The sequence below is a fragment of the Flavobacterium sp. LC2016-13 genome (assembly GCF_009707955.1).
Lineage (GTDB): Bacteria > Bacteroidota > Bacteroidia > Flavobacteriales > Flavobacteriaceae > Flavobacterium.
Genome location: NZ_WMDQ01000005.1, coordinates 214,841 through 229,637 on the forward strand (window position 1 = coordinate 214,841; position 14,797 = coordinate 229,637).

At 32.9% G+C, this 14,797-nt stretch carries 14 protein-coding genes; 12 read left to right on the top strand and 2 right to left on the bottom strand.

The window, feature by feature from the left end:
* Nucleotides 1–49: 49 nt before the first annotated feature.
* On the bottom strand, nucleotides 50–1,048 hold the full coding sequence (locus GKZ86_RS12595; RefSeq protein WP_154783464.1) for a GntR family transcriptional regulator: 999 nt from the start codon (nucleotides 1,046–1,048) through the stop codon (nucleotides 50–52).
* A gap of 102 nt (nucleotides 1,049–1,150) precedes the next feature.
* Between GKZ86_RS12595 and GKZ86_RS12600 the strand changes: the two genes are divergently transcribed.
* The 6 genes from GKZ86_RS12600 to GKZ86_RS12625 all read left to right on the top strand — a co-directional run bounded on the left by GKZ86_RS12600 (nucleotide 1,151) and on the right by GKZ86_RS12625 (nucleotide 7,398).
* Nucleotides 1,151–2,206 carry an aldose epimerase family protein gene (locus tag GKZ86_RS12600; protein WP_154783465.1) on the top strand — a complete coding sequence of 352 codons (1,056 nt, stop codon included), beginning with the start codon at nucleotides 1,151–1,153 and terminating at the stop codon, nucleotides 2,204–2,206.
* Nucleotides 2,207–2,230: 24 nt separating this feature from the next.
* Nucleotides 2,231–3,391: a galactokinase gene (gene galK / locus GKZ86_RS12605; RefSeq protein ID WP_154783466.1), complete on the top strand. Its 1,161-nt coding sequence runs from the start codon at nucleotides 2,231–2,233 to the stop codon at nucleotides 3,389–3,391.
* A gap of 16 nt (nucleotides 3,392–3,407) precedes the next feature.
* On the top strand, nucleotides 3,408–4,481 hold the full coding sequence (locus GKZ86_RS12610; RefSeq protein ID WP_154783467.1) for a UDP-glucose--hexose-1-phosphate uridylyltransferase: 1,074 nt from the start codon (nucleotides 3,408–3,410) through the stop codon (nucleotides 4,479–4,481).
* A 73-nt stretch (nucleotides 4,482–4,554) separates the two neighbouring features.
* Nucleotides 4,555–6,240: a sodium/sugar symporter gene (locus tag GKZ86_RS12615; RefSeq protein WP_154783468.1), complete on the top strand. Its 1,686-nt coding sequence runs from the start codon at nucleotides 4,555–4,557 to the stop codon at nucleotides 6,238–6,240.
* Nucleotides 6,241–6,358: 118 nt separating this feature from the next.
* Nucleotides 6,359–6,697: an L-rhamnose mutarotase gene (locus tag GKZ86_RS12620; protein ID WP_154783469.1), complete on the top strand. Its 339-nt coding sequence runs from the start codon at nucleotides 6,359–6,361 to the stop codon at nucleotides 6,695–6,697.
* Nucleotides 6,698–6,789: 92 nt separating this feature from the next.
* A complete protein-coding gene (locus tag GKZ86_RS12625) occupies nucleotides 6,790–7,398 on the top strand; it encodes a hypothetical protein (RefSeq protein WP_154783470.1) in 609 nt (202 codons plus the stop codon).
* Between the two features lie 98 nt (nucleotides 7,399–7,496).
* On the opposite strand, the gene GKZ86_RS12630 is transcribed toward GKZ86_RS12625, so the two are convergent.
* A complete protein-coding gene (locus GKZ86_RS12630; protein ID WP_154783471.1) occupies nucleotides 7,497–8,747 on the bottom strand; it encodes an NAD(P)/FAD-dependent oxidoreductase in 1,251 nt (416 codons plus the stop codon).
* A 101-nt stretch (nucleotides 8,748–8,848) separates the two neighbouring features.
* On the opposite strand from GKZ86_RS12630, the gene hutH reads away from it, so the two are divergent.
* The 6 genes from hutH to GKZ86_RS12660 all read left to right on the top strand — a co-directional run bounded on the left by hutH (nucleotide 8,849) and on the right by GKZ86_RS12660 (nucleotide 14,764).
* Complete coding sequence (gene hutH / locus GKZ86_RS12635) at nucleotides 8,849–10,369, top strand: histidine ammonia-lyase (protein WP_154783472.1); 1,521 nt, start codon at nucleotides 8,849–8,851, stop codon at nucleotides 10,367–10,369.
* A gap of 34 nt (nucleotides 10,370–10,403) precedes the next feature.
* Nucleotides 10,404–11,531: a WG repeat-containing protein gene (locus GKZ86_RS12640; RefSeq protein WP_154783473.1), complete on the top strand. Its 1,128-nt coding sequence runs from the start codon at nucleotides 10,404–10,406 to the stop codon at nucleotides 11,529–11,531.
* 19 nt (nucleotides 11,532–11,550) lie between these two features.
* Nucleotides 11,551–12,282, top strand: coding sequence for a 3-oxoacyl-ACP reductase FabG (fabG, locus tag GKZ86_RS12645; RefSeq protein ID WP_154783474.1), 732 nt, complete (start codon nucleotides 11,551–11,553; stop codon nucleotides 12,280–12,282).
* Nucleotides 12,283–12,399: 117 nt separating this feature from the next.
* Entirely contained in the window at nucleotides 12,400–13,623 is a 1,224-nt protein-coding gene (locus GKZ86_RS12650) for a beta-ketoacyl synthase (protein ID WP_154783475.1), read from the top strand.
* Between the two features lie 5 nt (nucleotides 13,624–13,628).
* Complete coding sequence (locus GKZ86_RS12655; RefSeq protein ID WP_059115612.1) at nucleotides 13,629–13,883, top strand: acyl carrier protein; 255 nt, start codon at nucleotides 13,629–13,631, stop codon at nucleotides 13,881–13,883.
* Entirely contained in the window at nucleotides 13,883–14,764 is an 882-nt protein-coding gene (locus GKZ86_RS12660; protein WP_154783476.1) for a lipid A biosynthesis acyltransferase, read from the top strand. Before GKZ86_RS12655 ends, GKZ86_RS12660 begins: the two co-directional genes overlap by 1 nt.
* The last annotated feature ends 33 nt before the right edge of the window (nucleotides 14,765–14,797 follow it).

Below are 14,797 nucleotides of genomic sequence, written 5' to 3' on the forward strand. Positions count from 1 at the left end.
GATCGGATGTGATATAATCACAAACTATATAAAAAAGACGTTTTTGAGATTACAACGAATTCCGCATAATTAATGAAGACTTATTTTCAATTTGTTCTTTTTTCCCTTTAAGAACCATTTCGGCAAGAATTTTTCCCATGGCTTCAAAATGGGTAGAAATAGTCGTGATTCCGTTTGCTACAATTTTTTTCAACGGAGTTTCATTATAAGATATAATTCCAAAATCGTTACCTAATTTCAGGTTTTGATTTCTGGCATTTTCTATTACCCGAACCAAATCTCTGTCGTTTGGAATAATATAAAGATCTCCAACCGTAATTTCTCTGTTCGTAAATTCGGTTATAATTTCGTATTCAAAATCATATTCAGTACAAAAATTTTCAAAGCCAATTTTCATTCCGAGCGGTTCTCTGAATCCGGGAAAAATTAAAATCAGTTTTTTGTATTTATTCAATTTTGATTTTCCTTTTTGCAAACCTTCAAAAATGTCTTTTTGATGATTTTGATAAATGGCAGGATATAATTTTAAATCCGGATTGGTTTGATCCAGTATAATTACTTCACCTACTGGTAGGGTTTTTACAGAATTTACTATATCGATTAAGTTGGTAGGCATAATGATGTATTTCGTGTAATTTCCGTTGCTGTCATTTATTAGCTTTTGAAAAACCTGAACATTAAAATGATGAAAGAAAATATCAACCTGAACATTTTTTCCGATGTTTTTTAAAAACGAATTATAAATGTCTTCCTTGAAAATATTCAATTCATCAAAAAGTAAAAAAATCTTCTGTTTTATAGTGATTTCAACGCTTTTCACGTAATAACCTTTCCCGGGAATAGCATAAATAATCCCTCTTTTTTTAAGTTCATCGTAGCCTTGCAAAACGGTATCGCGCGATAAGGAAAAAGCCAAACACACTTTATTTACAGACGGAAGCCTGTCGCCTTTTACCAATTGTTCGTCTTCAATTGCTTTTTCAATTGAAAGAATTATCTGTTTATATTTTGGTAAACCGAGGTTGTTTTGAATGGAAATTAAATTCATGAAAAATGATAATTTTCTGCAATATACAAAAAACTGGTAGGTACTGGTATGTAAAATTTTAAAATGTTTCTATTTTTGAATTTCATTTTTACTAAAATTTTCATGGAATTAAAACACATATCGCATTTAATAGATATTTCTGAAGCTAAATTATTTGGTTTAATGCCTGATGGAGAGAAAGTTTATTCTTTCGAATTATCAAATAAAAACGGAATGAAAGCGCAAATTATCAATTATGGTGCAACTGTAACTTCACTTCAGGTACCTCTCGAAAATGGAAAAGTCGCAGATGTTGTTTTAGGTTTCGATACTTTAGATTCTTATTTGCAATCTTATAATTTGCCAAGCGCGCCTTATTTTGGAACCACTATTGGTCGATATGCTGGAAGAATCAATAAGGGAACTTTTACTTTAAATGACAAAACATTTCAACTTGTTGGAAACAATAACGGTAATACTTTACATGGAGGAAATGTTGGTTTTGGAAAAAAAGTCTGGTCTGTTACAGACATTACAAATGGAGAAAATCCGTCGATAACATTTCGTTTAATAAGCGACAATTTAGATGAAAATTTTCCTGGCGAATTATGTGTAGATCTTACTTATACTTTAACAGAAGAAAACGAATTACAATTAGAATATAAAGCGACAACAACTGAAGATACTGTTTTAAACCTGACGCATCATAGTTATTTTAACCTCAACGGTCATGATTCAACGGTTCTGGATCAGGAAATGTTGGTCAATTCTGATCAGATTTTAGAAACGAATTCAGATAATATTCCAACCGGAAATTTTACGAATCTTTCTAATCATGCTTTCGATTTCAGAACGCAAAAAAATTGTCCTTCAACAATTGACAATTCTTTTGTAATTGAAGCTAAAAATGAAATTGCGGCTCAATTGTTCAGCAAAAAAAACAATCTAAAAATGAACGTTTACACGGATCAGCCAAGTGTACATGTATATGTTGGAGGAAATTGTTTTGATGTTTTGAAAGGAAAAGAAGCTTCAAATTATCATCCGTCAAGCGGAATTTGTTTTGAAACACAAAATTTTCCGGATGCACCAAATCATTCTCATTTTCCAAATTCGGTTTTGAAAAAAGGAGATGAATATCAACAGAAAACTGTTTATCAATTTCAAAAAATAAGCTAAAAAACAACACCAATTTATTACACAATGAATGACATTTTAATACAAAATACAACTGCTTTTTTTGAAAAATCGTTTGGATCAACGCCTCAAAAAATCGTACTTTCTCCAGGAAGAATTAATATTATTGGAGAACATATCGATTATAATGATGGTTATGTTTTGCCGGCCGCAATAGACAAGGTTATTGTTTTTGCTTTCGAAAAAAATAATACTTCAAAATCAAAAGTGATTGCTATAGATTTAAATGAAGAGTTTGAGATTGATTTAACGAAAGAAATTAAATTAAGCAATGTCGTTTGGACAAATTATATTCTTGGTGTAATTAAACAATTGCAGGATAACGGTTTTTCGTTTGAAGGTTTCAATTGTGTTTTTAGCAGTAATATTCCGGTTGGTTCAGGATTATCTTCTTCTGCCGCTTTAGAGTGCGGGATGCTTTTTGGTATCAAGGAACTTTTTAACCTTACTATTAATAAGGTTGATATTGCTTTAATGGGGCAAAAGGCTGAACATTGGGTTGGTATTAATTGTGGTATCATGGATCAGTTTTCGAGCGTTCATGGTCTTGAAAATAAGGTAATAAAATTAGATTGTAATACGTTGGAATTCGAATATCACGATGCAAATTTCAAAGATTATTCTTTGGTTTTATTTGACAGTAATGTTAAACATTCTCTTTTTACATCTGAATATAATACGAGAAGAATTGAATGTGAAGAAGGTTTATCAATTATAAAAAATAACTTTCCTGAAATAAAAAGTTTTAGGGATTGTACAGAAGAACAAGTTTTGAGTCTTCAGGACAAAATGAATGAAACTGTTTTTAAAAGAGTTCATTTTGTAGTAAAAGAAATTAAGCGTGTAACAAAAGCGTGTGAGGCTTTAGACAACGGAAATATAGAACTTTTAGGACAATTGCTTTTTGAAACCCATGATGGGTTGTCGAGAGAATATGCAGTAAGTTGTGAGGAGCTGGATATGCTTGTAGATACTGCAAAAGAAGACGATGCAGTAATTGGTTCGCGATTAATGGGTGGTGGATTTGGGGGTTGCACCATAAATTTAATTAAAAAAGGTCACGAAAATGAGGTGAAAAATAAGTTTTCAAATCTTTATTTAAATATATTTGGTATCGAACTAAAATTTTATGATGTAAAAATCGGAAACGGAACAACACTACTTTAATACCACAACAACTACAATGAAAAATTTTGACATTAACGAAGACCCGCACAGACGCTTTAATCCATTAATAAATGAATGGGTTTTAGTTTCACCTCATCGCGCAAAACGTCCCTGGCAAGGACAAAACGAAACTGTTTTAACGGAGGCATTGCCAAAATACGATTCAACTTGTTATTTATGTCCCGGAAATGTACGTGCAAACGGAGTCAATAATCCGGATTACAAAGACAGCTTTGTTTTTGAAAATGATTTTGCCGCCATGAAACAAGACGAAATTATTTTTGAGGAAGATATTAAACATACCTTTTTTAAAGCGCAGCCTGAGCGCGGAATTTCAAGAGTCGTTTGTTTTTCACCAAGACACGATCTTACTTTACCTGAAATGAGTATTGCCGAAATTGAAAATATCATCAAAACATGGCAAGCAGAATATACTGATTTAGGAGACATTAAATATATCAATTACGTTCAGATTTTTGAAAATAAAGGAAGTGTTATGGGATGCAGCAACCCGCACCCGCACGGACAAATCTGGGCACAATCATCATTGCCAACGCAAGTTGAAAAAACGCATAAAAGCTTAAAAGCTTATTTCGATAAAAATGAAAAAACGCTTCTTGAGGATTATCTTAAAGCTGAATTAAGATCTGGAGAACGTATTGTTATCGAAAATGATCATTTTGTGGCTTTGGTTCCTTTTTGGGCAATCTGGCCTTACGAAACCATGATTATCAGCAAAAGAGCTTTCGGAAAAATTACAGATCTTACTGCTGATGAAACGATTGCTTATGCTACGATCTTAAAACAATTAACATCAAAATACGATAATTTATTCAACACATCTTTTCCGTATTCGTCAGGAATTCATCAGGCACCAACAGATGGATTTGATCATCCGGAATGGCATTTTCACATGCATTTTTATCCACCATTATTGCGTTCTGCAAGCGTTAAAAAATTTATGGTTGGTTACGAAATGTTAGCGGAATCGCAACGTGATATTACTCCTGAAAAAAGTGCAGAAATTTTAAGAGAATTATCAGACGTGCATTATAAAAGCAAAGAAAAAAATCAGGTTGAACATTCATAAATCTAAAAATAAAATAAGTTTTAAACCTTAAACAAACAATCATTCTTTACTAATTTTTAAAATACCACAAACAATGAACCAGAACCTCGCTTTCGCAGATTATGCGGTTTTTATTATCTACTTTATCGTAGTCGCATCCTACGGTTTCACGATCTACAACAAACGTAAAAAAGACGAACATGATGCTAAAGCGTACTTCCTTGCTGAAGGAAACTTAACCTGGTGGGCTATTGGAGCATCATTAATTGCTTCTAATATCTCTGCAGAACAATTTATCGGAATGAGCGGTGAAGGTTTCTTTTTAGGAATTGCCGTTGCTGCTTACGAATGGATTGCTGCCATTGCTTTGATTATTGTGGCTGTTTGGTTTATTCCTGTTTATCTTAAAAATAAGATTTACACGATGCCTCAATTCTTAAAAACACGTTATAACGAATCGACTGCTTTAATTATGGCCGTTTTTTGGTTGTTTTTATATGTTTTCGTAAACTTAACTTCGATTTTATATTTAGGAGCTGTTGCTATTAATGGTCTTGCAGGCGGAGAATATCTGCATGTTATCATGATCGGATTGGCTGTATTTGCTTTGTTTATTTCTTTAGGAGGTATGAAAGTTGTAGCTTATACTGATGTTATTCAGGTTGCCGTTTTAATCATTGGAGGTTTGGTAACTTCTTATATTGCATTAACTACTGTTGGACAATATTTTGGAGTTGGTGAAAACGCTATTGCAGGTTTTAAAGTCCTGATGAGAGAAGCTCCTGAGCATTTCAAAATGATTATTCCAAAACCAACTGCAACGTCATCACAACTTGATATCGATAAATATTTAACTTTCCCTGGATTGTTATCTTATTTGGCTGGTATCTGGATTATCAACTTAAACTATTGGGGTTGTAATCAATACATTACTCAAAGAGCTTTGGGTGCTGATTTGCAAACGGCGCGTACAGGAATTTTATTTGCAGGCTTCTTAAAATTATTAATGCCTTTAATCGTAATGTTACCTGGTATTGCTGCTTATGTTTTATACCAAAACGGACATTTACCTCAATTAGTTGGAGGAAAAGATGGTGCTTATTCTGCTGTCTTAACGTTCTTGCCAACAGGTTTAAAAGGACTTTCGGTTGCTGCTTTAACGGCTGCAATTGTAGCTTCGTTAGCCGGAAAAGTAAACAGTATCTCGACTATTTATACTTTAGATATTCATAAAAAATACATTCAGAAAGATGCTGGCGAAAAACAACAGGTAAATATTGGTAGAATTGCCGTTTTTGCTGCGATGCTTTTGGCTGTTTTATTTACATGGAATGACCTTTTAGGAATTGGTGGTGTTGGAGGATTTACATACATTCAAAAATATACCGGTTTTATTAGCCCTGGAGTATTTGCTATGTTTATTTTGGGTATGTTCTGGAAAAGAACAACCGGAACTGCAGCAATTGTGGGTGTAATTTTAGGATTTTTATTGTCTGTATTGTTCAATGAATATGCTCCGGCTTTATTCGGAAATGAAACTTTATTGTATACTGCTTATCCAAACGGTAAAGGAGCTTTTGAAATTCCGTTCCACATTTGTATGGGATTATCTTTCTTCTTTACAACATTAACAATGGTTGCGATAAGTTTTGCTGGTCCAAAAGTAAACCCAAAAGCTTTTGAACTAGATACAGAAATGTTTAAAGTAAAACCTCAAACAACGGTTTTAATTGTAATAACAGTTTTGGCTATTATTGCACTTTACGTTAAATTTTGGTAGTATAATTTTTTACTATATTATTTTTTGAAGAATAAAAGACTGTCTATAAACGACAGTCTTTTTTGTCTTATACATCAAATTCGGAAAAACAAAACTCAATAATTTTATACCTATATATATGTCAACACAAAAATTCTGTTTAGCGTTAGATTTAAAAGATGATCCGGCTTTGATTGCAGAATATAAATTAACGCATCAAAATGTTTGGCCGGAGATTATAGAAAGTATAAAAAATACAGGCATAACGGTTCTTGATATTTATTGTACCGGGAATAGACTGTTTATGATTATTGAAGCTGATGCAGCATTTTCATTTGAAAAAAAATCAGCATCAGATGCTCAAAACCCTAAAGTTCAGGAATGGGAAAACTTAATGTGGAAATTTCAACAAGCTTTGCCGTGGGCAAAAGCAGGTCAAAAATGGATTCTTATGGATAAAATATTTGAGTTAAAATAATTTCATTTTTTACACATAATTAATGATGTAGAAAATAGTTTTTAATAAATTAATTTTTACATTTGAGACCTAATAAATACTTAACACTTTTTATGAAAAAACTAGTACTATCATTATTATTCATGTCTGGAGCTGCCTTTGCTCAGGATATTGACGTTGTAAAAGGAAATTTTGACTTTTTAAAAGGTCAAAAAGAAATTAACGTAGAGTTTGACTACAGCACCTTTACAGTTTTAAAAGATAAAAAAACTGAAGCTCAGTATGTAGAAGAGAGAACTGCTGAATTGAATGAAAAAACAAAAGGAAATGGAACTGCATGGAGCAAAAAATGGGCTGCTGCAAAAGAATTAAACTGGAATCCTAAGTTTTTAGAACTTGTTAATGTTGTATTAAACAAGGAGAAAAAAGATGTTACTTTTCAAGAAGGTTTAGCTACTGCTCCTTACACTTTAATTGTACAAACAGTTTGGATTTACCCAGGTTGGGATATTGCAATGATGAAACAAGCTGCAAAAGTAACAACAAACCTAAAATTTGTTGAAACAGCTAACAAATCAAATGTATTATTAGAAATTTCTAGTGAAGAAGCTCCTGGAGATCAATACGGAAGCAACTTTAGCAACGAAACCAGAATTGGTGAAGGATATGCTAAAACTGGAAAATCTTTAGGTAAATTACTTTTGAAAAAAGCTTACAAATAAGATTATAAAAACCCTGGTCTCTAAACCGGGGTTTTCTTTTTAAAACAAAAAGAGGATGCAATTGCATCCTCTTTTTTATATCGTAAAATAATAGTTTATTATTTTTCAGCATTCTCTTTTTCACTATTGATAAGATATGCCATATTTTTGATTACGTTGTCATGTTTTTTAACAAACGGATTTTCTTCATTCCAAACATAACCTGCTAAAACCGAGCAAATTTTTTCTTTTACTTCAGGATTTTCTGGTTGGTGAAAAAACAATGTTTGTAAATTTCCGGTATACCATTCTTTCACGTAAGTGGTAAAAACAGCAATTCCTCTTTTCATATAACCAGTAAATTCAGTTTCCCAATCTACTTCGATTCCTTGCGATTCCTTAATATATAATTTTGCAGCCAACATTCCGGATTCTGTAGCAAAAGCAACACCAGATGAAAATACAGGATCTAAAAACTCAGAACTGTTTCCTGTTAAGGCAAAACCATCTCCGTACATTTTTTTAACGGCTCTTGAATAATTTTCAAGTTTTACCGGTTCAAATAAAAACTCAGTTCCTTTAAATCTTTTGATATAATAATCAGAAAGCTGAATTGCATTACGTAAAGCCTCAGCATTATCTTTATTTTCAGAAAGTGAATTGATAAAATCTGTTGGTCCAACAACCCCTAAACTTGTGTTTCCGTTTGAGAACGGAATTACCCATAACCAAACTTCTGTTTCTAAAATATCAAACGAAATCATCGTTCCTTCTACACCTTCTGGTCTGTTGATATCTTTTACGTGTGCAAAAATCGAAGAGTGAGGATCTAACTTTGATGGTGTATCAAGATCTAAAAGTCTTGGTAAAACACGACCGTATCCGCTCGAGTCGATAATAAATTTTGCGTGAATTTCTTTTAAATTCCCGTCTTTGTCTTTTACAATCGTTTTAGAATTTTTTCCTTCAAAAGAAACTTCCAGTACTTCTGTTTCAAATTCTAAATCAATTCCTTTACGAATAACTTCCTGAGCCATAGTGTTGTCAAAATCAGCTCTTGGCACTTGCCATGTCCAATCCCAACCTTCTCCAAATTTCTGACTAAAGTCAAAAACACAAATTTCTTCTCCTCGAATAAAACGTGCACCTAATTTTTTTTCAAAATTCATTGCATCAAGACTTTCAAAAAGTTCTGCCTCAGAGAAATGGTCCATTACACGAGGAATAAGACTTTCTCCTACTACAAGCCTCGGGAACTTAGTTTTCTCTACAACTTTTATCTTAATATTGTTCTTATGAAGATACGAAGCAGACACACATCCTGAAGGTCCTGCACCTATCACTAAAACATCAACAATCTCTTTTGTCATAATAAAAATGTTATCAATTATTAACTTACATTTGCCATTTCAAAATAACTACATTTATTTTGATAAATAAAATTAAATTAGCACGAACCAAAAAGAATTTAATGAACACAATTAATGAATACCTGAGCTTAAAAGAATTCGAATCCATAATATTTGGAAATAACAAGGTTGTTGTGAGCGATCTTGTATTAAATCGAGTAAACGAAAGCTTTAATTTCTTAAAAGAATTTTCAGGAAATAAAGTAATCTACGGTGTAAATACCGGGTTTGGGCCAATGGCTCAATATCGAATTAAGGAATCTGATCAGATTCAATTACAGTACAATTTAATCAGAAGCCACTCTTCAGGAACAGGAAAACCTTTGAGTCCGGTTTGTGCAAAGGCAGCAATCTTAGCGCGATTAAATACATTGTCTTTAGGTAATTCAGGCGTACATCCGTCAGTAATTCACCTAATGTCAGAATTTATCAACAGAGACATTACGCCTTTAATTTTTGAACACGGTGGTGTTGGAGCAAGTGGTGACTTGGTACAATTATCACATTTAGCTTTAAATTTAATTGGTGAAGGTGAAGTTTTCTACAAAGGAGACAGAAGACCAACTCAGGAAGTTTTTGAAATTGAAGGTTTAAAACCTATTCAGGTAGAAATCAGAGAAGGTTTGGCTTTAATTAACGGAACATCAGTAATGACCGGAATTGGAGTTGTAAATGTACACCATGCCAATAAATTATTAGACTGGTCTTTAAAATGTTCTTGCGCCATCAACGAATTGGTTCAGGCATACGATGACCATTTCTCTGAAGAATTAAATCAAACAAAACGTCATAAAGGTCAACAGGAAGTTGCTGCAAAAATGAGAGCCAATCTTTCAGACAGTACTTTGATTCGTAAAAGAGAAGACCATTTATATTCTGGCGAAAATACTGAGGAAATTTTCAAAGAAAAAGTTCAGGAATATTATTCTTTACGTTGCGTACCTCAAATTTTAGGTCCGGTTTTAGAAACGATAAATAATGTTGCTTCTATTCTTGAAGACGAATTTAACTCAGCAAATGACAATCCGATTATCGATGTAAAAAATCAACATGTTTATCATGGAGGTAATTTCCACGGCGATTATATTTCACTTGAAATGGATAAGTTGAAAATTGTTATTACTAAATTAACCATGTTGGCAGAACGTCAATTGAATTATTTATTGAATTCAAAAATCAACGAACTTCTTCCTCCATTTGTAAATTTAGGAACATTAGGATTCAATTTCGGAATGCAGGGAGTTCAGTTTACTGCTACTTCTACAACTGCAGAAAGCCAAATGTTATCTAACCCAATGTACGTACATAGTATCCCGAACAACAATGACAATCAGGACATTGTAAGTATGGGAACAAATGCAGCTGTAATTACATCAAAAGTAATCGAAAATGCGTTTGAAGTATTAAGTATAGAAATGATCACGATTGTTCAGGCAATTGATTATTTAGGACAAAAAGATAAAATTTCTTCAGTTACCAGAGAATGGTATGATGAAATTAGAAAAATAATCCCTGTATTTAAAGAAGATCAGGTAATGTATCCTTTTGTTCAACAAGTAAAAGATCACCTTATAAATAATTAAAATCCATACCTATTATTAATCTGAATCTTAAGCTATGAAAAAATCATTTCTTTTTTTGTTGTTATTGTTTATTCAATTTGTTAATAGTCAGACTCCGGCTCCGGAACTGGCATTAGTTAAAAAGGACGGTAAATACGGATACCTTACTAAAGAAGGAACGTTTCGTATAGAACCAAAATACAAAAATGCCAAAAATTTCTCCGAAGGCCTTGCTGCTGTAGAAGATAATGGGAAATGGGGTTTCATAGATATGAAAGGTACATTGGTTATTCCGGCTACTTTTGATAATGTAAAATATTTCGGCAGCGGAATTTGTGTGGTATCCAAAGACAAAAAATGGGTATACATAAATACTAAAGGAGATGTTCTGACTGCGCCGGCTTCTGAAAAAGTATTTGATTTTGAAAACGGTGTGGCATTCATAAAACAAGGAAATAAAATTGGATTAATTAATCCAAAGATGACCGTTGTTTTAGAGCCAAAATATGATGTGATCAAATCTTTTGAAAATGGTTTTGCCAAAGTAAAAAACAATGACAGTTGGGGAATCATCAATACAGCCGGAAAAGTTGTTGTTGAGATTGCTTACCAGGAAATTGGTAATTATTATAAAGCGACAACCTGGGCGAAAAAAGGAGAAAGTTTTGGATTGGTTGTTGCAGGAAAATTTATTCCTGTTGATGGCGCCGATAAAATCTGGGATTTTGGAACACAGGATTTAACCTATGCGAGAAAAAACGGAAAAATTGGTTTCATTGATTTAAAAGGAAACTGGGCTGTTACTCCAATATTTGATAAAGCAAAAGCTTTTTCAAAAAATTTAGCACCCGTTCTTGTTGGTTCAAAATGGGGTTACATTAATTTGAAAGGAGATTTCATAATTCAGCCAACGTATAGTGATGCTGAAACTTTCAGCTCAAATGGTTTGGCTCCAATTAAAGAAAGCAACTGGGGTTTTATCAATGAAAAAGGAAAAATAGTAATTCCAACACAATATGGTATTACATCCAATGGTCTTCTTTCATTATTTTCAGATCAGGAAAAAGGATTTATTAATGGTGTTGCAAGAGTAAAAAATGAAAAGAAATGGGGTTTTCTTAAGCCAGATGGTACCGTATTAGGTAACCAATGGTTTGAAAATGCTGAACCTTTTCAAAAATAATAAAAAACTGTTTTTAAATATGAAATGTGTATTAGTAACAGGTGGTTCAAGAGGAATTGGAAGTGCTATTTGTAAAAAATTAGCCGTTGAAGCCAACTATCATATTCTGATTAATTATCATTCTAACAAAACTGCAGCGGAAGAGACGCTTCAGGAAATACAAAAATTAGGAGCAACCGGAGAAATTTTAGGCTTCGATGTTTCTAATTTTGAAGATGTTCAAAAAACGTTAACACAATGGCAGGAAGCAAATCCTGAAGCTATTGTTGAAGCTATTGTAAACAATGCCGGAATTACAAAAGATGGTCTTTTTATGTGGATGACACCTGAAGACTGGAGCGGAGTTGTGAATACTAGTGTAAATGGTTTTTTTAATGTGACACAATTTTTTATGCAAAAAATGTTGCGCAATAAATATGGCCGTATTGTAAATATCGTTTCTGTTTCCGGTGTAAAAGGAACTGCAGGGCAAACCAATTATTCAGCAGCAAAAGGTGCCATTGTTGCAGCTACAAAAGCGCTGGCCCAGGAAGTTGCCAAACGTAATATTACAGTAAATGCAGTTGCGCCGGGTTTTATCAGAACCGATATGACAAGCCAATTAGACGAAAAAGAATTATTAAAACTAATTCCGGTAAATCGTTTTGGCGAAGCTGAAGAAGTAGCCGATTTAGTAAGCTTTTTAGTTTCTAAAAAAGCAAGTTATATTACAGGAGAAATTATTAATATAAACGGAGGAATATATTCGTAAAAATTATATTTTAACACATAGAAACATAAATTTTATGTGCAAAAAGAATGTAAAAGCTATGTTTTACTATCTGTTAAAAACAATTACGCCTAAGGTTTAAAAAATTACTTTAAAACGATGAATAAAAGAGTTGTAATTACCGGAATGGGAATTTATTCTTGTATTGGTACTTCTTTAGATGAAGTAAAGGAATCGCTATATAACGGAAAATCTGGTATTCAGTTTGATTCCGAAAGAAAAGAATTTGGGTTTCAATCTGCCTTAACCGGAATGGTGCCAAAACCTGACTTAAAATCTTTATTAACCAGAAGACAACGTATGAGCATTGGTGAAGAAACCGAATATGCTTATATGGCTACCATTGAAGCATTGAAAAATGCCAATATTGACGATGCTTTTTTTGATGATCGCGAAGTTGGAATCATGTACGGAAACGACAGTGTTTCGAAAGCAATTATCGAAGCTACAGATATTATACGCGAAAAAAAGGACACTGCCTTAATTGGTTCAGGAGCTATTTTTAAATCGATGAATTCTACAGTAACAATGAATTTATCTACGATTTTTAAACTTCGTGGTATCAATCTTACTATAAGTGCTGCCTGCGCAAGTGGTTCTCACTCTATAGGATTGGCTTATTTTTTAATAAAAAGCGGTTTTCAGGACATCATTATTTGCGGTGGAGCACAGGAAATCAACAAATATGCAATGAGCAGTTTTGACGGATTAGGTGTTTTTTCAGCCAGAGAAAACGATCCTGCAAAAGCTTCCAGACCTTTTGATGCCGAAAGAGACGGGTTAATTCCGAGTGGTGGTGGCGCAACGTTAATATTAGAAAGCTACGAATCTGCAATTGCACGTGGTGCTACTATTATTGCTGAAGTTGCCGGTTATGGGTTTTCTTCAAACGGAGGTCATATTTCGACTCCAAATGTCGAAGGACCGTCAACAGCCATGCAAAGAGCGCTTGATGACGCACAATTAAAAGCAAGTGATATCGATTACATAAATGCTCATGCAACTTCGACACCTGTTGGAGACGGCAATGAAGCTAAAGCTATATTTGAAGTTTTTGGAGAAAGCAATCCTTACGTAAGCTCAACAAAATCAATGACTGGGCACGAATGTTGGATGGCCGGAGCAAGCGAAGTAATCTATTCTGTGCTAATGATGCAGAACGATTTTATCGCTCCAAATATCAATTTAGAAAACACGGATGAAGATTCAGCGAAATTAAATTTAGTTAAAACTACGTTAAATAAAAAAATTGATATATTTTTGTCGAATTCCTTCGGGTTTGGAGGAACAAATTCTGCACTTGTAGTTAAAAAGATTAAATGAAAGCGATGAATAAAGAAGAAATAGTAAAAAAAATTAATAGTTTTTTGGTTGATGAATTTGAAGTTGATAACGACGACATTGAACCGGATGCAAATTTAAAAGACACACTTGGGTTAGATAGTTTAGACTATGTTGACTTAGTAGTTTCAATTGAAGCAACTTTTGGTGTAAAATTAGTTGAAGCTGATTTCGTAGGAATCGCTTCTTTCCAAAGTTTTTATGATCTTATCGAAACAAAACTAAAAGCTAAAGTTGTTTAATGAGTCAATGGGATGGCAAATCAAAAGGAACAGTTTTAGGTTATAAAATATTCGTTTTTTTGATACAGAAAGCGGGTGTTAAATCCGCTTACGTTTTACTTTATTTTGTTGCTTCTTATTATTTTTTGTTTTTAAAGAAAAGTAATAAGGCCATCTTTTATTATTTTAAAGAACGGCTAAAGTATCCTCATTTTAAATCTAAAAAAATGGTGTTCAAAAGTTATTATACTTTTGGACAAACCATTATTGATAAAATTTCTATTTCGGCAGGAATGCGAAATAAATTCAGTTATGAATTTGACGGGATAGAAATTTTAAAAAAACTTTTAGCTGAGAAAAAAGGAGGTGTTTTAATTAGTGCCCATATTGGAAATTTTGAAATCGCTGAACATTTCTTTGGCGAAATTGATCTTGATTTTCAAATTAATTTGGTCACTACAGATTTAGAACATTCAGCAATTAAAAATTATCTGGAAAGTATTGCTCAAAAACCAACCGTAAAATTTATAATTATCAGAGATGATTTGTCTCATATTTTTGAGATCAACGCAGCTTTGTCTAATAATGAATTAGTTTGTTTTACCGGTGATCGTTATTTTGAAGGTACAAAATCGTTGTCTGAAAAAATTCTTGGCGAGGAAGCTAACTTTCCTGCAGGTCCGTTTTTAATTGCATCACGATTAAAAGTTCCTGTTGTTTTTGTTTATGTAATGAAAGAACAAAACCTGCATTATCATTTATATGCCCGTGAAGCTGTAGTAAAACACAGAGACGAAAAAGCACTTTTAAGATCTTATATCGAAAGTGTAGAATCGATGCTTGAAAAGTATCCTTTACAGTGGTTCAATTATTTTGATTTCTGGAACCAGTTAAAAAAGTAAAATATAACATTTAAAGTCATTCTTTCATAAATA

What these genes read in the sequence shown, in the direction of transcription:
- hutH (WP_154783472.1), top strand. Translation starts at nt 8,849, where the DNA reads ATGAACACAATTAATGAATACCTGAGCTTAAAAGAATTCGAATCCATA.
- GKZ86_RS12640 (WP_154783473.1), top strand. Translation starts at nt 10,404, where the DNA reads ATGAAAAAATCATTTCTTTTTTTGTTGTTATTGTTTATTCAATTTGTT.
- GKZ86_RS12615 (WP_154783468.1), top strand. Translation starts at nt 4,555, where the DNA reads ATGAACCAGAACCTCGCTTTCGCAGATTATGCGGTTTTTATTATCTAC.
- GKZ86_RS12600 (WP_154783465.1), top strand. Translation starts at nt 1,151, where the DNA reads ATGGAATTAAAACACATATCGCATTTAATAGATATTTCTGAAGCTAAA.
- GKZ86_RS12650 (WP_154783475.1), top strand. Translation starts at nt 12,400, where the DNA reads ATGAATAAAAGAGTTGTAATTACCGGAATGGGAATTTATTCTTGTATT.
- GKZ86_RS12660 (WP_154783476.1), top strand. Translation starts at nt 13,883, where the DNA reads ATGAGTCAATGGGATGGCAAATCAAAAGGAACAGTTTTAGGTTATAAA.
- GKZ86_RS12595 (WP_154783464.1), bottom strand. Translation starts at nt 1,048, where the DNA reads ATGAATTTAATTTCCATTCAAAACAACCTCGGTTTACCAAAATATAAA.
- GKZ86_RS12630 (WP_154783471.1), bottom strand. Translation starts at nt 8,747, where the DNA reads ATGACAAAAGAGATTGTTGATGTTTTAGTGATAGGTGCAGGACCTTCA.
- GKZ86_RS12655 (WP_059115612.1), top strand. Translation starts at nt 13,629, where the DNA reads ATGAATAAAGAAGAAATAGTAAAAAAAATTAATAGTTTTTTGGTTGAT.
- fabG (WP_154783474.1), top strand. Translation starts at nt 11,551, where the DNA reads ATGAAATGTGTATTAGTAACAGGTGGTTCAAGAGGAATTGGAAGTGCT.
- galK (WP_154783466.1), top strand. Translation starts at nt 2,231, where the DNA reads ATGAATGACATTTTAATACAAAATACAACTGCTTTTTTTGAAAAATCG.
- GKZ86_RS12610 (WP_154783467.1), top strand. Translation starts at nt 3,408, where the DNA reads ATGAAAAATTTTGACATTAACGAAGACCCGCACAGACGCTTTAATCCA.
- GKZ86_RS12620 (WP_154783469.1), top strand. Translation starts at nt 6,359, where the DNA reads ATGTCAACACAAAAATTCTGTTTAGCGTTAGATTTAAAAGATGATCCG.
- GKZ86_RS12625 (WP_154783470.1), top strand. Translation starts at nt 6,790, where the DNA reads ATGAAAAAACTAGTACTATCATTATTATTCATGTCTGGAGCTGCCTTT.